The organism is Sporosarcina sp. SG10008 (genome assembly GCF_044569405.1).
Taxonomy (GTDB): Bacteria; Bacillota; Bacilli; order Bacillales_A; family Planococcaceae; genus Sporosarcina; species Sporosarcina psychrophila.
This window is the reverse complement of record NZ_CP172607.1, coordinates 2,994,242-3,018,715: the sequence shown is the minus strand read 5'-3', so window position 1 is coordinate 3,018,715 and position 24,474 is coordinate 2,994,242. Positions and strand designations below refer to the sequence as shown.

22 protein-coding genes are annotated in these 24,474 nt (G+C 41.4%); 10 read left to right on the top strand and 12 right to left on the bottom strand.

Features of this window, described 5'->3' with window-relative positions; all coding sequences use genetic code 11:
• Positions 1–41 precede the first annotated feature (41 nt).
• Positions 42–1,319 carry a branched-chain amino acid transport system II carrier protein gene (gene brnQ, locus ACGLYD_RS14485; protein ID WP_399633251.1) on the bottom strand — a complete coding sequence of 426 codons (1,278 nt, stop codon included), beginning with the start codon at positions 1,317–1,319 and terminating at the stop codon, positions 42–44.
• A 607-nt stretch (positions 1,320–1,926) separates the two neighbouring features.
• Here brnQ and ACGLYD_RS14480 point away from each other — a divergent pair.
• A complete protein-coding gene (locus ACGLYD_RS14480; protein WP_342538911.1) occupies positions 1,927–3,240 on the top strand; it encodes a malic enzyme-like NAD(P)-binding protein in 1,314 nt (437 codons plus the stop codon).
• Between the two features lie 582 nt (positions 3,241–3,822).
• Here the strand turns inward: ACGLYD_RS14480 and ACGLYD_RS14475 are convergent.
• Genes ACGLYD_RS14475 through ACGLYD_RS14465 form a run of 3 tightly spaced genes read right to left on the bottom strand, consistent with a single transcriptional unit; the run spans position 3,823 to position 6,151 of the window.
• Positions 3,823–5,478, bottom strand: coding sequence for a b(o/a)3-type cytochrome-c oxidase subunit 1 (locus ACGLYD_RS14475; RefSeq protein WP_399628697.1), 1,656 nt, complete (start codon positions 5,476–5,478; stop codon positions 3,823–3,825).
• Entirely contained in the window at positions 5,478–5,981 is a 504-nt protein-coding gene (locus ACGLYD_RS14470) for a cytochrome c oxidase subunit II (RefSeq protein ID WP_067212141.1), read from the bottom strand. Before ACGLYD_RS14470 ends, ACGLYD_RS14475 begins: the two co-directional genes overlap by 1 nt.
• Before the next feature lie 23 nt (positions 5,982–6,004).
• Positions 6,005–6,151: a cytochrome c oxidase subunit 2A gene (locus ACGLYD_RS14465; RefSeq protein ID WP_082786682.1), complete on the bottom strand. Its 147-nt coding sequence runs from the start codon at positions 6,149–6,151 to the stop codon at positions 6,005–6,007.
• A gap of 286 nt (positions 6,152–6,437) precedes the next feature.
• On the opposite strand from ACGLYD_RS14465, the gene ACGLYD_RS14460 reads away from it, so the two are divergent.
• Positions 6,438–7,139 carry a glucosamine-6-phosphate deaminase gene (locus ACGLYD_RS14460; protein ID WP_187045617.1) on the top strand — a complete coding sequence of 234 codons (702 nt, stop codon included), beginning with the start codon at positions 6,438–6,440 and terminating at the stop codon, positions 7,137–7,139.
• 71 nt (positions 7,140–7,210) lie between these two features.
• Here the strand turns inward: ACGLYD_RS14460 and ACGLYD_RS14455 are convergent, their stop codons facing one another.
• A complete protein-coding gene (locus tag ACGLYD_RS14455) occupies positions 7,211–7,546 on the bottom strand; it encodes a hypothetical protein (protein ID WP_399628694.1) in 336 nt (111 codons plus the stop codon).
• Positions 7,547–7,760: 214 nt separating this feature from the next.
• Between ACGLYD_RS14455 and ACGLYD_RS14450 the strand changes: the two genes are divergently transcribed.
• Positions 7,761–8,252, top strand: coding sequence for a C40 family peptidase (locus ACGLYD_RS14450; protein WP_067212133.1), 492 nt, complete (start codon positions 7,761–7,763; stop codon positions 8,250–8,252).
• 1,004 nt (positions 8,253–9,256) lie between these two features.
• Here the strand turns inward: ACGLYD_RS14450 and ACGLYD_RS14445 are convergent.
• Entirely contained in the window at positions 9,257–10,159 is a 903-nt protein-coding gene (locus ACGLYD_RS14445) for an accessory Sec system S-layer assembly protein (RefSeq protein ID WP_067212129.1), read from the bottom strand.
• A complete protein-coding gene (gene secA2 / locus ACGLYD_RS14440; RefSeq protein ID WP_067212125.1) occupies positions 10,156–12,519 on the bottom strand; it encodes an accessory Sec system translocase SecA2 in 2,364 nt (787 codons plus the stop codon). Before secA2 ends, ACGLYD_RS14445 begins: the two co-directional genes overlap by 4 nt.
• A gap of 417 nt (positions 12,520–12,936) precedes the next feature.
• Here secA2 and ACGLYD_RS14435 point away from each other — a divergent pair, with 417 nt between their 5' ends.
• Positions 12,937–13,980 carry a glycosyltransferase family 4 protein gene (locus ACGLYD_RS14435; protein ID WP_399628691.1) on the top strand — a complete coding sequence of 348 codons (1,044 nt, stop codon included), beginning with the start codon at positions 12,937–12,939 and terminating at the stop codon, positions 13,978–13,980.
• A gap of 135 nt (positions 13,981–14,115) precedes the next feature.
• Here ACGLYD_RS14435 and ACGLYD_RS14430 read toward each other — a convergent pair whose 3' ends face one another.
• Together ACGLYD_RS14430 and ACGLYD_RS14425 are read right to left on the bottom strand one after the other, a co-directional pair.
• A complete protein-coding gene (locus tag ACGLYD_RS14430; protein ID WP_067212119.1) occupies positions 14,116–15,171 on the bottom strand; it encodes an LCP family protein in 1,056 nt (351 codons plus the stop codon).
• Positions 15,172–15,320: 149 nt separating this feature from the next.
• Complete coding sequence (locus ACGLYD_RS14425; RefSeq protein ID WP_067212114.1) at positions 15,321–15,953, bottom strand: YigZ family protein; 633 nt, start codon at positions 15,951–15,953, stop codon at positions 15,321–15,323.
• A 157-nt stretch (positions 15,954–16,110) separates the two neighbouring features.
• Here ACGLYD_RS14425 and ACGLYD_RS14420 point away from each other — a divergent pair, with 157 nt between their 5' ends.
• From ACGLYD_RS14420 to ACGLYD_RS14405, 4 genes are all read left to right on the top strand, one after another.
• Complete coding sequence (locus ACGLYD_RS14420; RefSeq protein ID WP_399633249.1) at positions 16,111–17,271, top strand: sensor histidine kinase; 1,161 nt, start codon at positions 16,111–16,113, stop codon at positions 17,269–17,271.
• A gap of 21 nt (positions 17,272–17,292) precedes the next feature.
• The gene (locus tag ACGLYD_RS14415; RefSeq protein WP_067212111.1) at positions 17,293–17,973 is read left to right on the top strand and encodes a response regulator transcription factor; all 681 of its coding nucleotides are present in this window, start codon (positions 17,293–17,295) and stop codon (positions 17,971–17,973) included.
• Positions 17,974–18,048: 75 nt separating this feature from the next.
• The gene (locus ACGLYD_RS14410) at positions 18,049–18,618 is read left to right on the top strand and encodes a nuclear transport factor 2 family protein (RefSeq protein ID WP_399628687.1); all 570 of its coding nucleotides are present in this window, start codon (positions 18,049–18,051) and stop codon (positions 18,616–18,618) included.
• A gap of 179 nt (positions 18,619–18,797) precedes the next feature.
• Positions 18,798–19,031 (top strand): hypothetical protein, encoded by a 234-nt coding sequence (locus ACGLYD_RS14405; RefSeq protein ID WP_231885706.1) that lies wholly within the window; start codon positions 18,798–18,800, stop codon positions 19,029–19,031.
• Between the two features lie 113 nt (positions 19,032–19,144).
• Here the strand turns inward: ACGLYD_RS14405 and ACGLYD_RS14400 are convergent, their stop codons facing one another.
• The 3 genes from ACGLYD_RS14400 to ACGLYD_RS14390 all read right to left on the bottom strand — a co-directional run bounded on the left by ACGLYD_RS14400 (position 19,145) and on the right by ACGLYD_RS14390 (position 22,252).
• A complete protein-coding gene (locus ACGLYD_RS14400) occupies positions 19,145–19,672 on the bottom strand; it encodes a competence protein ComK (protein WP_067212108.1) in 528 nt (175 codons plus the stop codon).
• A 796-nt stretch (positions 19,673–20,468) separates the two neighbouring features.
• A complete protein-coding gene (locus ACGLYD_RS14395) occupies positions 20,469–21,635 on the bottom strand; it encodes a M20 family metallopeptidase (RefSeq protein WP_399628683.1) in 1,167 nt (388 codons plus the stop codon).
• 107 nt (positions 21,636–21,742) lie between these two features.
• Positions 21,743–22,252, bottom strand: coding sequence for an antibiotic biosynthesis monooxygenase family protein (locus tag ACGLYD_RS14390; protein WP_399628680.1), 510 nt, complete (start codon positions 22,250–22,252; stop codon positions 21,743–21,745).
• A 215-nt stretch (positions 22,253–22,467) separates the two neighbouring features.
• Between ACGLYD_RS14390 and hemE the strand changes: the two genes are divergently transcribed.
• Positions 22,468–23,508, top strand: coding sequence for a uroporphyrinogen decarboxylase (hemE, locus tag ACGLYD_RS14385; RefSeq protein WP_399628678.1), 1,041 nt, complete (start codon positions 22,468–22,470; stop codon positions 23,506–23,508).
• Between the two features lie 30 nt (positions 23,509–23,538).
• Positions 23,539–24,471: a ferrochelatase gene (gene hemH / locus ACGLYD_RS14380; protein ID WP_399628675.1), complete on the top strand. Its 933-nt coding sequence runs from the start codon at positions 23,539–23,541 to the stop codon at positions 24,469–24,471.
• The last annotated feature ends 3 nt before the right edge of the window (positions 24,472–24,474 follow it).

The window sequence follows — 24,474 nt, the reverse complement described above, 5'->3', positions numbered from 1 at the left end:
TATAGCTGAAATTGGAGGTAAAAGCATGAACTTTCTGAGAACTAAATCCGTTTCTTAAACAAGGGGCTTAGAACCACACCAAGAAGTGCTCCGACAATCGCTGGTACAAGCCAACCAATCTGCTGTTCATAGAGTGGGAGATGGGCAAGTACATCATTGACAGGCTTAATGTCGATTCCGGCTCCTTTTAAGCCGTCAAAGATACTAACAAAAGCAGTTGCCAGTAGCGCCAGGATATAGACAATTGGCTTTCTACCAAACGATTTGTCGATGAATGACATAAGCATCAGAACAATTGCGAGTGGGTAGATTGTGAGCAAAACCGGTATTGAAATAGAAATAAGTTGTGTCAATCCAACGTTTGCAATAATTGCACTGAATCCCGCGAAAATGAAGACATATGTCTTGTATGAATTCCGCGGAAATACATGTTCGAAATACTGTGCACATGCTGAAACGAGACCAATCGATGTTGTCAGACAAGCAAAAATAATTGTCATTGCCAGAATCATCGTTCCGTATGGTCCGTATAAGACGGTAGATGCGAGTGCGAGAACCGCACCTCCGTTGTCTTGTATCCCGATAACATCGACGCTTGTCGCTCCAATATACCCGAGTGAAATGTAAACGAGCGCTAATCCAGTAGCTGCGACAACACCAGCGAAAACCATTGCTTTCATGACAGCACGGCTTTCTGTCACGCCTTCTGCTTTAAGCGCATTAATAACGACGATGCCGAATACAAGTGCCGCAATGACATCCATCGTTAAATACCCTTCAACAAAGCTACGGAAAAACGCATTGGTTGCAAAATCACCTTGGGCTTGTCCGATATCTCCCATTGGTGACACAATACTCTTCACAGCAAGTGCCCCAATAACTAAAAATAGGACAGGAGTCAACACTTTCCCTATGCGATCGACAAGTTTCGCAGGATTTAGGGCGAGAGCGACCGTAATAGTAAAGAAGACGATCGTAAACAACGCAAGTGGCCAGTTTGAGCCAGAAATGCTATCAGGCAAAAATGGGACGACCCCAATTTCATATGAGACAGTAGCTGTTCGTGGAATGCCGAAAAATGGACCAATTGCCATATAGACAATCATCGTGAAAATAACTCCAAAATAAGGATTGACGCGACTTGCAATGGTTTCTAATCCGCCGCCTGCATTGGCAATTGCTAGAACTGCAATGAGAGGCAACCCGACTCCTGTGATTAGGAATCCAATCATCGCAATGAAAAGTTCATCCCCTGCCATTTGCCCAAGAAGCGGTGGGAAAATAATATTACCAGCACCGAGGAACAAAGCAAAGAGCATAAGCCCAATCACGAAATTTTTCTGTATAGACAAGTAAACTGCAACTCCTTGAAAGAATTATGTAAAAAACTCACCACCTTTCATTATAACCGAAAAGAGGAGCAATTGTCTAACAAATTCAATAGTTTGATGGTTAGAGAATGATTCAAATAGTAATTCGGGAAAAATAGTTCTATTTAACTATGATTCTACATAAAGCGCGCTATAATTATGATAATCGCTTCTTTTTCGACAAACTATGCACTATTTACAATTTTTAAGTGAAATTAATAATAATATAGAAATAGGGGATTCAGAAATGAAGGCGATAACGACCGGATATCGTTCGAAGTTGAAGCGATGAGAGGAACGGCAAATGTGTTATGCACACTTTCTGAAGCGTTGGAAACGTCTGTGAGCCGATTTGCAATCGAAGAACGTAAAGACTCATAATGAAAAAATAGTTTCTAATTCGGCTTGGAACAGTTTTGTTATGGGAAAACCCTCCTTTAATTATGCGTGAAATATGTGAATTCGCGATTAATTATAACCGAAGTCATAAAATGTTTACGACCTGGTCCTATACGTGTAAAATGAGGATTGGCAAGTATAATCAGGGGGTAATACAATGGAACAAGTGCAATTTATGCGTAATCTAATTATCGAAACACCATCAGTGCCGGGCAACTTCGCGAAAGTTGCGTTAGCTATCGGACAATTAAATGGAGATATTGGTGATATCCAAACTATAAAAGTAGGTACATTATCAACGATTCGTGATATTTCAATTCAATGTACAAGTGAAGAGCACTTGTTGCAAATTGTTGAAGCGGTTAATCAAATCGGCGACGGAATTAGTGTCCACGCTATAACGGATGATGTATTGCAAGCACATGAAGGCGGCAAGATTCATATGAAAGGCCGTATGGAAATTCGTTCTTTAGGTGATTTGCGACGTGTCTATACACCAGGCGTTGCGAACGTCTGTGAACTTATCAAGAATGATCCGGAACAGGCGAAATACTTTACTGGAATCTCAAACACGGTCGCAATTGTGACAGATGGCACAGCGATTCTGGGTCTTGGAAATATCGGACCTGTCGCGGGAATGCCTGTAATGGAAGGAAAAGCTGTGTTATTTGATCAATTCGCTGGGATAAGTGGTATTCCTATCTTGCTTAACACGAGTGATCCAGATGAAGTTGTAGAAACAATTAAACATATTCAGCAAGGGTTTGGTGGAATATTGTTGGAGGATATCGGATCTCCACACTGTTTCGAAATTGAAGAGCGATTGAAAGCGGAGCTGTCGATTCCAGTTATGCACGATGATCAGCATGGTACAGCAGTTGTCACGTTGGCATCTGTAATTTCAGCTTGTCAACAGACAGATGTTTTGCTAACGGAAGCGGTTGTGGGCCAAATTGGTCTTGGTGCAGCTGGTCTAGCAATTAGCCGTATGCTTATGAAGTATGGTGTGAAGGAAATGCGTGGAATTGACCGTAATGAAGTCGCACGTCAGAGGCTTGCTGATCATGGCGGCACAGTCATTGATTCACTTGAAGAATTGATGGCAACGTGTGACATTATCGTAGCCACAACGGGCGTTGCAGGACTTATCAAACCAGAAATGATACGAAAAGGGCAAATTATCTTGGCTTTGTCCAATCCAAACGCTGAAATTACCCCGGAAGACGCACTTGCAGCGGGCGCGGCATTTGCGGCAGATGGCCGTCTCGTTAATAATATCTTAGGCTTCCCAGGTATTTTCCGCGGTGCCCTAAATGCACATGCGAAGGAAATTACTTATCCGATGCTAATCGCAGCTGCACTTGCAATTGTCGACAGCACGAAACCGGGCGATCTTGTCCCACATCCACTTGATCCAAACGTCCATCTTAATGTAGCAGCTGCGGTTGAACGAGTTGCGAATAACTTGTAATTGATAAAGGCCTCTTACCTGGGAAGATAAACCAGGTAAGAGGCTTTTTTATATGGAGCAGAGTAGATTATGGATTGCCTTGATGGTATTACTGGAAGTGTTCAACCAATGCGCTGAAGTGTGCAACCAAAAGGGGAGTTTCCAACCAACCTGTCGAAGTGTGCAACCAATCCACTAAAGTGTCCAACAAATATGGTGGAGTCCAACCAACTCGCTGAAGTGTGCAACCAATTCATCGGAGTGTCCAACCAACCTGTCGAAGTGTGCAACCAATCCGCTAAAGTGTCCAACAAATAGGGTGTTGTCCAACCAACTCGCTGAAGTGTGCAACCAATTCATCGGAGTGTCCAACCAATCCGCTAAAGTGTCCAACAAATAGGGCGGTGTTCAACCAACCCGCTGAAGTGTGCAATCAATTCATCGGAGTGTCCAACCAACCTGTCGAAGTGTGCAACCAATACACTAAAGTGTCCAACAAAAATGGCGTTGTCCAACCCCCTCCAACCCATCAATTCCAACAAAATGAAAACAGCCCAGATTTCACGGACAATACCCGGAAATCAGAGCTGCTTCATAATGCAATTATCTACCAATCAGCCAATCAAATGGCGGCGAACCTGGTGGTGAGTGTTTCAGTATATCAATGACTGGAATTGTGTAAGCGAACAGAATCAGTGCAATTGTAATCCCAACCCATAGATACCAGTTTTCAAGAATTTTAGGTGTAGGCTCTGCATCGTCTTCCTCTACGGCAATCGGATATTCTTGAACGCCGCGTGGTGCAAAGAATGTCAGTTGGATGAAAATGTATACCATTAAGAGGATACCGATAAACAAAATCGTTCCTCCAACAGCTTGCGCAATCTGATAATTGATCCACGTAGCGACTTGTTCGCCGCCTGCATATTCGGAGAAGCTTGAACGACGCGGTCCGCCAAGTAATCCTTGAATATGCATAGCACCTGACATAATTGACATACCAATTGTCCAAATAAATGTTTGAATAATCCCGAGTCTATTCAACCTCGGAGTCAGTCGGCGGCCAGTTAAATGCGGTACAAGCCAATACGTAATCCCGAAAAATGTTAGAACGACTGTTGTTGCAGCAGTTAAATGGAAGTGACCTGTAATCCAAATTGTATTATGGACGAGGGCATTCATTTGGTGAGATGCGTTAACGATTCCGCCCACGCCACCTGGAATGAATGCAGCCATACCAATGAATGGTGCTAGGAAACGTACATCTTTCCATGGAAGCTTTTTGAACCAACCAAATAAGCTCTTATAGCCTTTTCGTCGGCCCGTTGTTTCAAATGAAGCGAAAATCGAGAATGCTGTCATTAATGACGGAATAACAACCATGAATGTCAGCACAACTTGAATGAATTTCCAAGTAGGGTCAATACCCGGTTCTGTCAACTGGTGATGGAACCCGACCGGAATCGAGAACATTAGTAATAGAATGAAAGCCATTCTAGCAAGTGCATCACTGAATAATTTTCCGCCGATGATCTTTGGAATAACAACATACCACGCCATATAAGCTGGAAGTAACCAGAAATAAACGAGTGGATGACCGAAATACCAAAATAACGTACGGCTTAGTAAAACATTGATGGTTTCAGCATATCCAAGTGACCAAGGGATGAACAGCACTAGGACAGATGTTGCTACGCCGATTGTAGCGATGAACCACATAAGCATATTGATAATAACCATAAATGCAGGTAATGGTGATTTTTCACCTTTATGTGCTTTCTTCCATACGTAAAGCTGACGGAAGTTAACGAAGGCAGCAATCCAGCTACCGATAATAACGAGTGCTAAACCGAAATAAAATGCCGGGTGAGCTCGTAGTGGTGCATAGAATGTGTATAATACTGAAGCTTCGCCTACAAGAATCGTAATTGCGGCCATGATGGTTCCAATCAGCATTACCCAGAAGGACAGCCATGCGACTTTCAACTGTTTATCCGAAATCCCAACCGTTTTCCCCATAAGTGAAAACTGGAAACCGATAATGAAAAAGGTTGTTAAGACGAGTCCAAGAATGACACCGTGAACAGTCAGGATTGTATAATAATCAATATTAAACGGTAATTTGAATTTCCCAGAGCGGACAAAAGTCTGCAATAAACCCATCAGACCTCCGACAAAAAGCGAGATATAAGTAACCCACATGAATGCCATATATAATCTGGATTCTTTTTTAGAAAGCGGTAATTGAACCTTAGTCATTATTCATACACCTCCACTGTTCCGTACATCTGGTGGTGACCGATGCCGCAGTATTCGTTGCAGACAATCGTGAATTCGCCTGCATTTTTCATGACAGTCTCGTAACGGCTAATGTGGCCAGGTTCAACCATCATGTTGACGTTTGTTCCAGCTACTTGGAAGCCATGGACAACATCTTTTGTTGTGATTTGATAAAGAACGGTGGAACCTTTTGGCACGCGAATCGTTTTAATAGCAGTACCTTCCGTGTCTTTACCGAAATCATAGTTGAACGCAGAAGCAACGATGTTGACTATATATTTGCCGTCAGCTACTTCACGAATGCCAAGATTTTCAGGCTTGAATGCGTCATGTGCTTCAACATTTTGTGGATCGATTGTTTCAATATGGCTCTGCGGATGCGTCCCTTTCCAGAAAGCAGCGAAGCCGATAATTAGTAGGAATAGGACGAGTGAAGCCATTCCGAAAACAAGCCATATCTTTTCATATTTGTGCAAATGCATAAGTAACCCTCCTGATATAATTATTATCTAGATAAAAATAGTGCATAAAACCCGAACCAAGATACTAGAATGACGGCACCCAACAGCATGACGGCTATGAAAGTACCTTTCAAACTATGTGTAGATTCATGCGTATTGGGTTGATGTTTCATTGAATTTCTTTTCCCCATTATTACACCTCCTATTTCCGGCGAAGTGGATTCGCTGTCATACCTTTATCATAGTCTTAAGGTTTAATATGGGAATTAGGGAAAACCCTATGCCTAAGGATATAAGGGAGGGTTTCACAAGTTGTTCACGCATTCTTCATATTTCCGTCAATTACCTATAATAAAGGTCTAGAGATGCATGTGAGAAAAGAAGATGGTATGTTAAGTTCGATTAAAGTTGACCAGACTGTTTAGGGAAATTACAATAAAGCGAGAGCAAAATCTTAATGGAAGTTGGTTGATCTATATGAAAAATCTAAAACTTATAAAAGTTGAAAGCCCTGAACAAGGCGCAGAACAAGTTTACGAAATCATTAAAAACGAAATTGAAAGTGGACGTCTAAACGTACTTGGGCTGGCAACAGGAAGTACAATGATTCCTGTTTACGATAAATGGGTTTCGTCAAATCTTGATTTCTCCAATATTGTCACTTTTAATTTGGATGAGTATATCGGAATACCTGAATCAAGCCCGAACAGTTACGCTTATTTTATGAGTGAGCATCTGTTTGATAAGAAAGAATTTAGAAAAACAAATATTCCGGATGGGATGGCTGAAGATTTGGTTGAAGAATGTGCCGCTTATGAAGATCTTTTAGAAGAGTACCCACTCGACATCCAGCTACTTGGAGTAGGAGAGAATGGCCATATCGCATTCAACGAACCTGGACTTCCTTTTGATTCCGTTACACATGTAGCGCAATTGACGGAATCGACATTGGGTGTGAATAGCCAGTACTTCGAAAATGATGAAAAAATCCCTGAAACAGCTTTATCGATGGGAATTAGTTCGATATTAGGTGCGAAAAAAATTGTTTTACTAGCATTTGGTGAAAAGAAACGAGCAGCTATCGAGAAGTTGCTTGAAGGTAATGTAACGACTGAGTGGCCGATTACAAAATTAGTTGATCACAAAGATGTCATCGTCATTACGGATTTAGAAATTTAATAAGCTAAACAAAAAGGTGAGTGACTACGATTAGTAGCACTCACCTTTTTGTTATTATAGAAAGAAGGGGATTAGTGTCGATCATGATTCAATGTACTGAATATAGTTTGCATATCACCAAGCTGCCCATTTTTGGCAATTAGTGCATCACGTTTTTTTTGAGAGAAACCACGCTCTTTGTTGAATTTCCCAGTCGTTCGGTGTGGGTCTTCTGAATTATGAAAACGGCTATCTTCTTTCAGGGGTTCATAATCACCTGCTGCGTGATCGAGATATGGATTATGAATATAATTTTTTGCGGAATATTTCTTATCGGTTTTTTTGTTACCTAACCAACCATGGGCTTTTTCTTGTGCTTCAAGAAAAGACTCTTGCGTATTATCTGAAATGTCATCTTCGTGTTTCACTTCAAACGCCTCCCAATAAATTAGATGCTACTTTACTAAATTCCCGTTTTAAAAAACTATAAACCCCATAAAAAGACAATAATGTTTCGAAAGTCTCCTTTAATACAAGTAGTGTAATAGACTTGTTACACAATTGTAATGTAGGAGGCGTTTGAAGCGTGTTAAGGTTGTAACAGATCATTATTTCAGATAAATTAATCCTTTGGGGGAACAGATGAAACTTACATTCACATTCAAAAAGTCCATTACAATTATAGCTATGTCATTTCTACTACTCGTCGCACCTTTCGTTGGACAAGCCGAAGCTTCGTCAAAACCTGCTGCAATTTCAAAAACGGCAACAAGCCTAATTGGCGTCAAGTACAGTTACGGTGGTAACACGACGAGTGGGTTTGATTGTTCGGGGTACGTATCATATGTATTCAAGCAACATAATGTCCAAGTGTCGCGTACTGCTGCTAGTATGCATGCATCAGGAACTTCTGTTAGTAAAGCGAATTTAGAAACGGGAGACCTCGTATTCTTCAATACAGCAGGCAAACGAGTTTCACACGTTGGCATATACATAGGTGATGGTAAATTTGCGCACGCATCGACATCAAAAGGTGTACGCGTTGATAAGTTGAATGACCCTTATTATTGGGGTGAACGCTACGTAGGTGCAAAACGCATCTCAGGTGTGAATGCAGTTGCTTCAGCCAATTAAAACAAAACAGACAGCACTGAGTACCCATAATAGGGAACTTGGTGCTGTTTTTCACTATATATGTTCAACATCACGTCTGTTGATTAATTAAAATTTTCCAGTTACTAACTTGATCACCCCCTGGCTGCTACTTGTATAGTCGTGCTTTTGGATCGCTTTGGATTGAATGACTTCTATTACGATTACCGAGATGTTTGTCGCATCCCTACACATTTTTTCGGTAATCGTATGGTGGTCCTTCATCCGTCGCGCTCCAAAAGTATACGTACACAAAGTGATGAAGCTTTTTGAGACGAAAGAATAGCTGGCTTCTTACCAGGAGAAAAGCCTCCAAAGATGCAATTTTGGAGGCTGATGCTGTCTATATGGTTTTTTCTTTTTTAGTAAAGAACTGTCACTTTCTATAAGACATCACATGAATTAGATACATATTCTTTACTAAAAGTAAGCAAGGAACGCATTTTACAATGTGCTAGAGTGCCCGAAATTTCATCTTCGGGCGCTTACACTCTCCATAGAATATCATCTATTCATTTCTTCCAAAACAACTGCATTTTTCACTTGAATAGTGTAGGAACGCGACAGGCAACTATTCACAACAGGATTACTGAAAAAAGTTTGGCTAGAAGTGACTCCGTCACTTCTAGCCAAACTAGGACCTCTCAGTAAATCTGTCATGAATAGTTAGCCGAAAGCGGGCCGAAAATAGTCCAGTGAAAGTGGAGGTTATCAAGCCCCTCCCACCGGTATTTTATGCAAATAAATGGTTAATCAACAGTCGCGATCCGATAAATATAGGCATTCCTTTGTTCAACATAGCAATAAAAAGGGCGGCACATCCGAATCAGAATGTAACTGATTTGAATGTGCCGCCTTTATCTTCAAGCCCTCCAGCGCCTAGCCCCTCGAGTCGCTTCAGTCTTGCTGATAAAGGCAAAAGGACGCCTTTATCAGTAAGCCCTCCAGCGCTTTTCGGGGCTGGACAGGCGCTTGCGCTTTTGTTGTTACGCGTTTTGTTGTGGTACGCGAACTGTCCAGCGAGATAAGTCTGGCTCATCTTTTTGAATCATTTCTTTTGGATAGATGAACGTCCATGGTTTTGAAGTGTTTGCTTTTACTGAAAGTGGATCAAGGGCGAATGAACCGCTAGCTACTAAATCACCAGATGCATCAATCAGTTCTAGTGGAAGCTTTTCGATATTGATTTGTTTCGAGTGACCATTACGGATAAATACAGATGCTGCGATACCGCCGTCATCCTGTTGTTTTACTTGGAATCCGCTAATATTTACTTCACGCGGTTTCAATTTCGGAAGACCTTCGACAACTTTTGTAAGTCCATCCTTTTGTTCTGCCGTTAAACCGTCTTCCCATGTTTGCTCCAACTCTAGTTTGTGAGGCACCATCGATTGGACGTTAAATGCAAGTTTCCAGTTTTCTGTTGGTGGCTGTTCTGCAAAGATATTGTCTTTTGTGAAGACGAATACCCAAGGTCTTGCGCTTCGTGCCGGAATATCGCCGAGCTCTTTCAAATCGAATTCATCGGAAGCGAGTGTTTTACCTTCCTCATCAAGAAGCATCAGTTCGACTGATCCAACTGAAATCTGTTGGTCTAGTGAAGAACGGAAAAACGCTTTAACGAGCCAGCTACCATTAGCAGGTTCAACGTCGATGTCAATGCCTGAAAGGGAGATTTGGTTCGGTTTAAGTGGTTCTAGCTCATTCGAATGGAAGCGGAAAACGTACTCTTGCTCCTGTGGTACATTCCATTCTGGGTGTAGGGATAGCGTAGTCTCGACCTCATCTGTATTTGTCGATGCGTTTAGGCCGTCAATAATTTCTTCGGAACCGATTGTGCTATCTGATCCTGTCTTTTCGGTTTTCTTGAAAAATGAGAAAAGCTTCATTGTTGTACCTCCTGTTGTTGTGTAATAACTTTCATAAAGCTAATAACTTCAGATGCGATGTTGCGGCGTAATTTTTGATAATGACGCCCGAATAATTCGAGTCCTTCACGCTGATAAATCCGCATTGGGTCCTCTTGTCCATATGAACGGAGTCCGATACCTTCTTTTAAGCGTGTCATAACTTCCAAGTGCTTGACCCACATCGTATCAATATGAGACAGCATTACTTGTGGAATCATCTGATTGATCTGTTCATCGTCTGAGAATGATTCGATGAAGTCGAGCAACTCAGTAAGTGGAGCATCATATAGTTTTAGAATGTCAGACGTCTTATCAAGTGTCCGCGGAATTACAACAGGTTCTAACAACAGGCTGTTCATTGTATGTTCAATTCGTTCGAAATCCCAATTGCTTGAAGTCTCTTCATCTGGGCAACTATCGAAAACAACAAATTCTACTGTCTCGGAAAGCATCGATTTTAATTGTTCAAGGATACCTTCGCGGTCTAGGACGTTATTACGAAGCCCATAGATGACTTCACGCTGATCGTTAATGACGTCGTCGAGTTTTAAGTTGTATTCGCGCATTGAATAGTGGGCACCTTCTACGATACGCTGTGTCCGTTCTGTCAGTTCATCTACTTCGGGATTCTGCACTAGACCGTCTTCATTTGTTGTTACTTTTTTGAGGAACTTCTCAAGCTCTTCTTTAGCAAAACGCTTGAACATATCATCTTCGAGAGAAAGGAAGAAGTGACTCTCACCATGGTCACCTTGTCTTCCGGAACGTCCCCGTAGCTGGTTGTCAATACGACGGCTTTCGTGCTTTTCTGTTCCAAGTACGAAAAGACCACCAATTTCTTCAACCTTTTCACCGAGCACGATATCAGTTCCACGTCCAGCCATGTTTGTCGCGACTGTGATTTGACCGAGTTGTCCTGCGAGGGAAATAAGGTCTACTTCCTGTTCTACACTTTTAGCGTTCAATAAGTTATAAGTAAGTTTGTATTCATCTAAATACGCTACTACTTTTTCAGATTGTAAAATGGATGTTGTGCCGACAAGGACGGGTTGTCCTTTTTCATGACGCTTAGCGACTTCTTTCGCCATCGCCTTATATTTCTGGTCAATTGTTTTATATACTTGGTCAGGTGAATCGATACGTGCGCGCGGACGATTTGTTGGAATTTGAACAACTTCCATACCATACACTTCACGGAATTCTTTCTCTTGTGTTTTAGCCGTACCAGTCATTCCGCACAGTTCTTTATACATACGGAAGTAGTTTTGGATTGTAATTTGTGCTTGTGCTTTATTTTCCTCAGTGATTGGTAGTCCTTCTTTTGCTTCAATTGCCTGGTGTAAGCCATCGGAAAGTGTGCGTCCTTCCATGATTCGACCCGTAAACATATCGACAAGTTCAATTTTTTCTTCTTTTACGATATAGTCAACATCACGTTCGAAGATGACATGTGCACGTAATGATTGAATCATATAATGATAAAGTGTTTGGTGCTCCAATTCATATAAATTGTCGATACCAAATGCTTTTTCTACTTTCTCGATTCCAATATCAGTAAGGGAAGTCGCTTTTGTTTCATCATCAAAGTCGAAATCGATCCCTTTTTTGAAGCGTTTTGCGAGACGTGCCGCAATGTGATGAAGATCCGCATCCGCTTGCATTTTACCGGCAACGATTAATGGTGTTTTTGCTTCATCAACAAGAATACTATCAACTTCATCGATAATTGCGAAATGGTAGGGACGTTGAACTTTTTGTGATACTTGGTGCGCCATATTATCACGCAAATAGTCGAAACCGAATTCCGTTCCCACTCCGTATGTAATATCCGCATTGTAAGCAACTTGTTTTGCGGGACCTTGCATCATTGGGACATTCAACCCAACTGTAAGGCCAAGAAAACGATGGATTTGACCAATTTGTTCATAGTCACGCTTCGCAAGATAGTCATTCACGGTAATAACGTGAACTCCTTTTCCTTCAAGTGCACGCACATATGATGGAAGGGAAGCGACTAGCGTTTTACCTTCGCCTGTAGGCATTTCAGCGATATTACCTTCTGTTAGAACGAGTCCGCCGATAAGTTGGACATCGAAATGACGCATGCCAAGGATTCGCTTGGATGCTTCACGAACAACAGCAAAAGCATCTGGAATAATAGATTGGATCTTTTCTCCAGATTGTATTCTCTCCTTGAATATAGTAGTCATACTTGTTAGTTGTTCGTCTGACATTGGTTCGTATGTAGCTTCTAATTTATTTATTTGTTGGACAATCTTCCGATACTTTCGAAGTTGTCTTTCGTTCGTCTGATTTGAACGTTTGAATATTGATAGCATTGGATGAACGCTCCTTTTTTCCGATCCCTTTAAAGGACCCGTCCCCATTTTACCAAAAAGAATGGAAAATGACTACCTTGAGCTGAAATCTACATAATGTAAGGAAAGAAAAGGTGGGGGGATAGCTAGGGGAATGAAAGGGAAAGATAAGATAAACAAAATTGTAAGCACCCGCTACAAATGAATGCAGTTTGAGTACGCCGCTATCTGTGACTATCCGAGCACTAGACGCGGGAATCTTGATGTGGAACATTCGCCTTGCGAAGGTTATCCAAAGTATATTATTCTAAACTGACCTAAACACAAGGAAACAATGATAATTAGAAAAGAGTTTTCTAGTAAAGTGCTTTACTTGTTTAAATATGCTATGATACTGTTGGTATGATAAATTAGCGATTTACTATAGGGAGGAAGGACATGTTATTCCTTGCAATGGCTGCCGCACTACTAGCTTCCATCTTACTTACTCCACTCGTCATTAAATTGGCATTCCGGATAGGAGCGGTCGATCGGCCGAATTACCGGAAAGTCCATGCGTCTGTTATGCCGCGAATCGGCGGTCTTGCGATATTTGGTGCTTTTCTAATTGGCTATGCGGTATTACTACCGAAAGATGAACACGCTGTTGGAATACTTATCGGTGCTGTTATCATCATTGTTATGGGCTTTCTCGATGATATGCTTGAAATTACCGCGAAAGCAAAACTTGCTGGTCAATTGGCTGCGGCTATTGTCGTTGTCGTATGGGGCGGTTTACAAATTGAAGTTATTAATTTACCGTTTATTGGGGAATTTGATTTTGGTTACTTAAGTATTCCAATTACAATTATTTGGATCATCGGCATTACAAATGCTATAAATCTTATAGATGGATTGGATGGACTTGCAGCAGGTGTTTCAACGATTGCACTCATTACAATTGCTGTTATGGCGATGATAATGGGGAATGTATTCGTAGTTGCAACAGCTTCGATTCTTGCGGCAAGCTCGCTTGGCTTCTTGTTTTACAATTTCCATCCGGCAAAAATCTTTATGGGAGACACCGGATCCTTGTTCCTGGGCTTTATGATTTCGGTTCTTGCATTATTAGGATTCAAGAACGTTGCTGTCGTTTCACTGATTATCCCAGTTATTATATTGGGTATTCCAATTTCTGACACATTCTTCGCAATTGTTCGTCGTATACGCACGAAACAGCCTATTATGGCACCGGATAAATCACATTTACACCATTGCTTACTTCGTAGCGGTTTTTCACATAGGCAGACAGTCTTGATCATTTATGCGCTTGCAATACTGTTTGGGGTTGCAGCTGTATTGTTCTCGCAAGCGACAGTATGGGGAGCAATTCTGCTTATTGTAGTCATGCTTATCGCGATTGAACTGTTCGTTGAAGTAATCGGTCTTGCCGGTACAAACTATCGACCGTTGTTAAATCTTGTACGGATGATTGGTAAGTAACACAGCTGTTTGTACACTAGACAATAAGAAAAAATGGCCATGCACCTTTTCATTAAGGTAGCATGGCCATTTTTTATAGAATTATGTGTGGAAAGAAAAAAGAACCAGCTAACTTTCAGCCTGGTTCTTTTGGTATCATTCATTTAAACTATCTTCCAAAGCTTCTTCGGTTGAACCAGTTATGGTCGAACCACTGTCAGTCAGACTAGATGAGTCGGGGATGAGACCGAGATGTGCTTGCAATATGTTCTTCACTTCAGCTAAATAGGTTTCATCAAGTTTCCAGTAATAAATTCCCGTAGACATGTCGTCGTAACCCTTCAAACTTAGTGTATCGACTTGTGGCATACCGCCTTTTACATATTCCAAGAACGATTTCATTTCGTCAAACGTCATGTCGGTTTTCATGTTCTCGCCAACTGCCTCAATAACATCACCGTACTTCGTTATTGATTTTACTGAAGCGGCTTCTTTCATGATTGCCTGTAAGATCATTTGTTGACGTTTTCCGCGTTCGACGTCGGTATCGAGTTTACGTGTCCGTGCAAGCGCAAGGGCGTGTTTGCCGTCAAGATGTTGCAGACCTTTTTTCAGATGAATCGTATATTTATCATTTTCGTCTTTTTCAGTTCGGTTGTATGGAACCTCAACGTCGATTCCGTCAATTGCATCAACAACATCAATGAATGCATTGAAATTCATCCTCACATAGTAGTCGACAGGAATCTCAAACAATTCTTCAACTGTTTCGATTGTTGCACGTGTTCCGCCAAATGCATGGGCATGGGTGATTTTATCACGATATCCGACTTCAGGGATATAGGCGTATGAATCACGCGGAATACTGACCAATTTTACAGATTTACTCGCCGGATTCAATGTAGCAAGTAGAAGTGCATCCGAACGGCTGTTGTTATCTCCTTGGCTGCGCGCTTCACTGTCATCGACACCGATGAATAGAATTGAAACATTGTCGTTTGCTGGCTCGACTTTTACTTCGCGAATTTCGGATTTTGGTCGGTCAGGGACGGCTTCATACGCACTAACTGCCATGTTTTCTGCTTTTTTCTGAAGTGAAGCAGCATATGCAGCAACAACAATAAATAGGGACAAGGTGAGAAGAAGCACAACTTTTACGGCTAAGCGTTTCCCGGACGATTTGTTTCTTTTTTTATAGTCTTTTCTTTTCATTTTTTAGTTCCTCCAGAATCGACTATGTAAGTTTTTCATAGTTGATCATATAATTGACAAATATCGTCAAAAGGTAGAGATAGCATAACGGATCACAAGGTTTTGTGACATAAATACTCATGACCTTTTCTATTATACTATTTTTTTAGTTAGTTGTCGAACTCGAGAAATTCGCTAGAAGTCGACACAATTTCCGCCTGACCATTTGTTAATTCGGCCATCCAAGCAGTGAAAACATTCTCTTCTGTCACTGGAACGTATACGAATAAGTTGACGCCGTCCGCATAGGAAATTTCTTTTAGTGGATAAGCGGACTGCCTTATCTCATTTTCGACTTTTCCGAGCCATGTATAATCAATTGTTACTCTCATTAGATGATGAAGTTTTCTTACGACAGTACCCGTGGCTGTAATGCCCTCAGACGTCGCGCGGCCATACGCACGGATTAACCCACCGCCTCCAAGCTTGATACCCCCAAAATAGCGCGTCACAACGACGACAGTATCTTTTAACCCTTGTTTTTTTAAGACTTCGAGCATTGGCACGCCAGCCGTACCTGTTGGTTCACCATCATCATTCGCTTTTTGGATAGTATCGTGCTCGCCAATCATATATGCCGAACAGTTGTGGTTGGCATTATGATGCTTTTTCTTGATTTCTTGAATGAACTCTAGGGCTTCATCTTCCGTCTCTGCACGTGACACATAGGTGAGAAATCTAGATTTTTGGATGATCAATTCACTTTCACCGTAATCTTTAACTGTATAATAATCTGCTCGCATTTGCGGCACCCCCATCACTTGTAATACAATCTTAATATCCATTTGGTACTATGATGCTATACTATAATGAAGTGCATAAGGAAATCAGTATTCCTGTACCACTTCTTACTTAATAGTATATATGTAATTTTTCAGGCTGTAGGCGGGAGGGAACTTAATATTGAGGGGAAATATAGTTGATATCCAAACGCTTGAAACAATCTTTAGTAGTATGGTCCGTGCTATGGATAACTCAAAGAACGATATCTTTATTATAAGCGAACAAAGCCGTCAAAGCTTTGTCGATATGAAAAAAGAGCTTGCAACGGTCAAAAGTGATATTTCCCAGGCAATAACCGAAGGCGACTATTTGGAGAACATGACTGGGCATTCACGCAAACGTCTCGCCGACGTCTCGAAGAACTTCATGAATTACTCAGAGGAACAAGTGAGAGAGGCTTACGAAGTTGCGAATGACTTACATGTCCGATTATCCATTAACCGGATGGAGGAGAAGCAGCTACGTGCACGTCGGGACGATTTAGACAGACGCCTCGTAGCGCTACTCGATACAATCGAACGGGCGGATCAGCTTGTTAATCAAGTGGCGACCGTTATTAACTATTTGACATCTGATTTAAAAAATGTTGGTGAAGCACTTGAAAATGCAAGACACAAGCAGGATTTCAGCATCAGAATTATTCAGGCACAGGAAGAGGAGCGCAAAAGGCTTTCTCGTGACATTCATGACGGGCCAGCGCAAATGTTGGCGAATGTGATGATCCGTACTGGGTTGATTGAAAAAATCTTTGTAGAAAAAGGTCCTCAACCTGCATTGGGTGAATTAGCAGATCTCAAAGTGATGGTGAGGAATGCACTTTATGAAGTCCGGCGTATCATTTATGATCTTCGACCTATGGCACTTGACGATCTTGGCCTGATTCCGACATTGAGAAAGTATTTGTCGACAATCGAAGAATATGAAAAAAATGTTGAAATTCACTTTCAAAATAGTGGACAAGAGCAGCGTTTTCAAACGAATTTTGAAGTGTCGGTCTTCCGACTTGTACAAGAATCTGTATCAAATGCATTGAAACATGGAAAATCGAAGGACATTTGGGTGAAAACTGAATGGCTTCGCGATATAATGAATATTATCATTAAGGATAATGGACAAGGATTCAACCAGAATGAAGTGAAAGATAAGTCGTTCGGTTTAATTGGGATGCGGGAACGAATTGATTTATTAAAAGGCGATATGACAATCACTTCAACGCCTGGCAATGGTACGATGATCCATTTCCGGATCCCGCTTCGGAATGAAATAATTGACGGCTAGATATATGGGGAGGAAATGACTATGACTGTTACGAAAATATTAATTGTAGATGATCATCAATTATTCCGTGAAGGGGTAAAGAGAATTCTGGACTTTGAAGATTCTTTTGAAGTTGTTGCAGAAGGTGATGACGGTAGCGAAGTAAATGAACTTTATAGACAGTGCGAACCGGATGTTGTTCTTATGGACATTAACATGCCACGTATGAATGGTGTCGATGCGACCGAGAATCTTGTTAAAGAGTTTCCTAATGCGAAGGTAATTATGTTGTCGATTCATGATGACGAGTCATATGTATCGCATGCACTGAAAACGGGTGCGCTTGGCTATATGCTGAAAGAGATGGATGCAGATGCAATCGTTCAAGCGATTAAGGTCGTTGAGATGGGCGGTTCGTATCTTCACCCGAAAGTGACACATAACCTTGTTACGGAATTCCGCAGATTGAGTGAACGGGAGCATAAAGGTTCATTCCAGCAAAATGATATCCGCCGACCATTCCACTTACTTACAAAACGTGAGTGTGAAGTATTGCAACTGTTGACGGATGGGCAAAGTAACCGGACAATCGGAGAAACGTTATTCATTTCTGAAAAGACGGTTAAAAACCACGTTTCAAGTATTTTGCAAAAAATGGCTGTAAATGACCGGACACAAGCAGTTGTAACTGCTATTAAAAATGGTTGGGTTGAAGTGAAGTAATTCGGACTTTGTTCAATAAAAGGAGAAAGGCCATCCAGTTGGAGCGGCCTTTTTACCTGTTCAGGAGGAAAGAAAATGAAAAAAATATTTGTTCCTATAAGTATGTCGGTTCTTTTATTACTTGGCGCGTGCAGTAGCGATGGGGAGAAGTCGACTGGAAGCGGCTCGGTCAATGATGGCGAGGCGGCGAATGAAAACGGTGCAATTGATCATGGTGTGGAAGACAAAAAAGTAGGTTTTAGCTTAGAGGGAGGGGTTATAGAAGAAGCTTCTGGTGTTCCGGCTGAGGAGAAAGAACAAATTTTAGCTGTATATAAGGTGTATATCGATACGCTGAATGAACAAGATATCGATGGCTATTTGAATACACTGTCTCCGGAAGACTATGATTTTGAGGAAGAACGTGCGTTCGTGGAAGAGCAATTTAGTGAATATGAGCTAAATCGCGAAATATCGAACGTAACGATTGTAAAGTATTCTGATAAGGAAGCCCAAGTCTTCTCGAATTTGAATACATCATATAAACAAGTATCTACTGGTCTTGTGACAAAACAAGATGGAAGACAAGTGACCGTATTTACGAAAAATGGTGACGATTGGAAAGCTGCATCGGTGCATTACATCGGTGATGACGGGAAAGAGTAAATGTGGTTAATATGTAAGACTTTCAGCTGTAATAGCCGAAAGTCTTTTTTTGTTTCGTGGCTGTCGTACAGTCCCCTACAAAACCATATAACCTACAAAAAAAATGTAGGTTGTTTTATCAGCGATATGGGTATACAATAATAAGAACGAATGTTCTGTGCGGGGTAGGAGCAGTTAAAATGCATTTAATATCTGCAGAGGCATTGCCGCATTTTGAGAATATGATTTATTTGCCGATGCTTCTTATTATATTGGAAAAGGATCGAGATTCGTTTGAAAAAGGTCCATTCAAACTGAAAGGACCTTATGTCAAACTTGTTGATGAAGCAACAAGAGCTGCACGTGCTGAACTTAGGGAAACCACCATCTACTTACGTCGCCAGAATATGAAAGTCATACGCTACTTTCACTGAGTATATTTTCGTATACGGGGACAATAAGGACCACAGACGTTATTTCAACATCCGCCTACGTAATTGGACGAAGGAACTGTTAAACATTTACTTCGCCATGTTCGAAAGTTAAGTTAATCCTCATCCGGGAAGTCAAATTTATCGAACTTAGATGGCCTGTTCAATTGTCTTTGTTTTTTCAAAAAGTTTTTTTCGAGAAGTGCAGCGACTGCATATTGGCGATACATTGTTGTAGCTGAAATATCGAGCTTGAAGGAAAGACCATTTTCCAAGTAGAGAATACAGCCCATACCATCCGGTTCTATATTATCAATCGCACTATAGGAAACCCAGACATTCTCTTCTGAATTCGGAGACATTGTTGGTAGAAAGATATAAGGTACTCCGAAATCATGAGCTATAATTATAGGCATTTTATGGCGTTTTCCAATTGCTAGTTTTGCTGTATTTGTTGAATTTTGTAAAGAACCGCCATAATAATGACAAGAACTTTTAACAATGTGAACGGGTTTTCGTGAAACGTTCAATTCACCGTTTCGTTCGATTACAAGCGTTGATAGTTTATTTCCTTGGACCACAGGTAGTAACAAAAATGTATTGAAAGAAACAATGTATTTCCCTAACCATTTCTTTTTAACCAATAAAATGCACCCCTTATAGTTTATTGTTGTTGCATAAGTCCTAGTATAAATTAGAAAATTTAAAATGCAACCATTTAATTAAACTATTTGAACTATTTTGTTTCTTAGTGCTATTATCACTCGTATTATACGATTTGACCGAATGAAATTAGTCATTTTTTTGAATGGGCAGAGTTTTGTATCACTTCTGTTGATTAACCGTTTACTTACATGAGAACCTTTGAGTAATGCATGTGTACATTTCCGGTTCGCTTTGGCCGAAATAATCACAACATCCTTTTGCGATTATCTGTCGCGTTCCAAATGCATCAGTACACGAAGTGCTAAAGCCTTTTGGGACGAAAGAATAGAGGGGCATCTACGTGGATAAAAGCCGCCAAAGATGCAATTTTGGCGGCTTAAACATTCTTTAGTGTTATCTCTTTTTGACTAGTAAAGAAGTGTCACTTTCTATAGGCTCTCACATGATTACGTGCATACTCTTTGCTAATAGTAAGCAAGGAACGCATTGTATAACGTGCAAAAGTTCCCGAAATTGTATCTTTGGGAACTTACAAACTCTATAGAAAGTCATCTATTCGTTTCTTTCAAACATAACCGTATTTTTCACTTGAACATTGTAGGTGCGCAACAGGCAACTAGCCACATATGCCTCACGATAAATCTGTCGTGATTAGTTCGTCGAAAGCAAAAGGAAATGGTCCAGTGAAAGTGGATTTTTCCAAGCTCTAGTCACCAGTATTTCATGTAAAAAAAAGGCCTTCTACTCCTAAATTTAAGAGTGAAGACCTTGGTTTTATAAATTTTGGAAATCGATAGCTGCAGAGCCGAGTGTTTTCGCTGCGAGTAGCATCGCATTTTCATCGATGTCGAATTTTGGGTGATGATGTGGATATGGGTTGTCAGGTTTTGCGCCAGTGAAGAAAAATGTACCAGGTACTTTTTCTAAATAATATGCAAAATCTTCGCCGCCCATTTGTGGTGTTGATTCCACGACTGATTCCACGCCAAGAATACCTTCCGCGACAGTCTTCAGAAATTCTGTTTCGGCTTTGTGATTGACAACAGCTGGATAGCCGCGTACATATTCGAAATCGATTGTACAGTCATTTGCAAGCGCAGTCCCGTCAACAACGCGTTTCATTTCGCGTTCCATCAAATGGCGAATGTCGGGGTTGAATGTCCGTACCGTACCGCCCAATTTTGCTGAATCGGCAATGACATTAAATGCGTTTTGTGCAACGAATGAACCGATAGATAACACTGCCGAGTCGATCGGATCGACGCGACGGGAAACAAGTTGCTGTAAATTCATAACGAGCTGTGCGCCAATAACGATAGCGTCTTTCGTTTGATGCGGAGCCGCGCCGTGACCGCCTGCGCCTTGGATTTTAATGTCGAAACGGTCAGCTGCTGCCATTACAGGACCGGTCAAATATTCGATTGTACCTAAAGGTGTCAAAGACCATAGATGCGTTCCAAAAATGACATCAACCCCATCAAGGCAACCGTCTTCAATCATGGAAATTGCACCGCCTGGAGCAAATTCTTCTGCGTGTTGGTGGATGAAAACATAGTCGCCAGCAAGGTCTTCATGCAGTTCATGAATGGCTTTTGCAAGCTGTAGGAGTGTAGCAGTGTGCCCATCGTGACCACAAGCATGCATGACGCCTGGAACAGTTGATTTATACGCTACATCCTTTTCATCTTGAATGGGTAGCGCGTCGAAATCTGCACGTAGTGCAACCGTCTTACCGGGTCTTCCACCCGAAACCCTTGCAACGACACCGTTGCCGCCAACCCCTTTACGTACTTCAATACCAAGATCAGCGTAAAAATCATGTATGTATTGCGCGGTTTTTTCTTCCTTAAAAGATAATTCAGGATTCATGTGAAGGTGGCGGCGAATAACGACCATATCCTCAAAAGCGCTATCGAGCTTTTCATACAATTGTTCTTTCAATGGACTGTTCCTCCTAAAAATTATCTAATTTGAATGTTGCTACTTCTATTATAGCAAACATTTGAGAGGGAACACTAAAACGCAACCCGTAGTTCGGGTCGCGCGTTTTATATTTTATTTTTCGTCGTATAAGTCGTTACATAAGGAGCGCTCGAGAAAATATGAAGCGAAGTATCGACGCCTGTGTCTGCATGATTTGAGGAGTGAGCCTTGTCAAAAGCAGATGAGTTTTCCCATCTTGTATAATGGGTGCTTTCAGACCATTCTGTCATGACGATATACGTGTCTGAATCGAGTGGGCGGAGCAACCGGAATGCGATGAATCCGAGTTCAGATTCAATAGCACCCGTAAGTTCTGTAAAGCGATGCTCAAAAACTGGACGTCCTTCATCCGTGACGGGAATATTGTTGAAAACGAAGTAACCGTTATCTTGAAGTGTACCCGAGGAGCTAATGACTTCGTAACGGCGTGGTGTTTGGAACACAGTTTTACCTACCGTTTCATGCAGTAAAAGAGAATTACCATGACCATGCATGGCAATCAAGCTTTCTGCCGCATATTTTTCTTTTAAACTTTCCATAAATTCAGGTGTACCTGATGTCATATAAATATTCATTTTCAAAAAAACCTCCTTGTAGTTCTTATTTATCTATTTTCCCCTATTTGAGAACTTAAAACAAACTTTGACAAAATGATGGCGAAAAAAGTAAGAAGTTAGCACAATTGTATGAATAACGGGGCTAAAAGCTATACTTTGCAAAGGGAAACGTCTATATTGAGTACGGATATGTAACACGGAAATAGTTAATTAAGAAAGTGGGAATAAACCAAATGACAAAATTCAATGATACACTTTTACGCGCTGCAAGAGGCGAGAAAATTGATCATACACCGGCTTGGTACATGAGGCAGGCAGGGCGTTCACAACCGGAATACCTAAAAATCAAGGAGAAATATTCTCTTGAAGAGATTACACACCAACCTGAACTTTGCGCATATGTAACAAAGCTTCCAGTTGATCAGTATAATGTCGACGCGGCAATTCTTTACAAAGACATCGTTACACCACTGCCGGGAATTGGTATTGATGTGAAAATAAAAGCGGGCATTGGTCCAGTTATCTCAAATCCAATCCGTTCAGTTCAAGATGTCCATAATCTTGGCGATCTATCACCACAAGATGATATTCCTTTCGTACTTGAAACGATTAAAATATTGACGAAGGAACAATTGAATGTTCCGCTTATCGGCTTTGCGGGGGCACCATTTACGCTTGCGAGCTATATGATTGAAGGCGGTCCATCGAAAAGCTACAACTTGACGAAATCATTCATGGTATCTGAGCCTGAAGCATGGTTTGCACTGATGGACAAATTGGCAGATATGACGATTACGTATATTACTGCACAAGTTAATGCGGGTGCAAAAGCAATTCAGATCTTTGATTCGTGGGTAGGGGCATTAAATGTATCTGATTACCGAATCTTCATTAAACCAGTTATGACACGTATTTTCACTGAACTGCGTAAATTGAACGTTCCGCTAATCACATTTGGTGTCGGCGCAAGCCACTTGGCAAACGAATGGCATGACTTGCCTGTAGACGTTGTTGGTCTCGACTGGCGCTTATCTGTAAAAGAAGCAGGAGAGCGCGGTCTAACGAAGCCGCTGCAAGGGAATCTTGACCCATCACTGCTACTTGCAGATTGGAACATTATCGAAGAACGTGCGAAAGTAATCATCGAACAAGGCGTAGAGCATGGTAACCACATTTTCAACCTTGGTCATGGCGTGTTCCCTGATGTGAAACCAGCAACATTGAAAAGATTAACTGAATTTGTTCATGAATATAGTGCACAGCTGCGTAAATAACGTGCTGATCCAAACGAAGAGGTGAATATTATGACAAAGAAACAAATGGGACTTTTAGTGATGGCTTATGGGACTCCGAATAAGGAAGAGGATATTGAATCGTATTATACGCATATCCGGCACGGTCGCCCGCCTGCACCCGAACAATTGGAGGACCTTCGCAATCGGTATGAGGCAATTGGCGGGATTTCTCCGCTTGCGCGAATTACTGAAGACCAAGCAAACGCGCTTTGCAACCGTCTGAATGAAGTGCAGGATGACATTGAATTCAAGGTCTATATTGGATTGAAACATATTGCACCATTTATTGAGGATGCGGTAGAAAAAATGCATGAAGACGGGATAACAGAAGCGGTCTCAATCGTACTGGCACCGCATTTCTCGACGTTTTCCGTCAAGTCATACAATGGCCGCACGAAAGAAGAGGCTGACAAGCATGGTATCACAATTACTTCTGTCGAAAGCTGGTACAAACAGCCGAAGTTTATTGAATTCTGGACTGATAAAGTGCGCGGTACATTCGACAGCATGAGCGAAGAAGAGAGAGCGAAAGCATGTCTGATTGTTTCAGCGCATTCGTTGCCGGAAAAAATCATCGCGAATGGTGATCCATATCCAGATCAGTTGAAAGAAACAGCCGAATTGATTGCAAAAGCTGCTGGTGTGAAAAACTATGAACTAGGCTGGCAAAGTGCAGGGCAAACGCCTGAACCATGGCTTGGTCCCGACGTTCAAGATTTGACACGCGATTTGCATAATGAAAAAGGATATACAACATTTGTTTATACGCCAGTCGGATTTGTTTCCGATCATCTCGAAGTACTATTTGACAATGATTATGAGTGTAAAGTTGTATGTGATGAAATCGGTGCATCCTACTACCGTCCGGCAATGCCGAACATCGACCCGCTATTCATCGATGCGATGGTGGACGCGGTATTTGCCAAGATGAAAGAAGCTTAATAT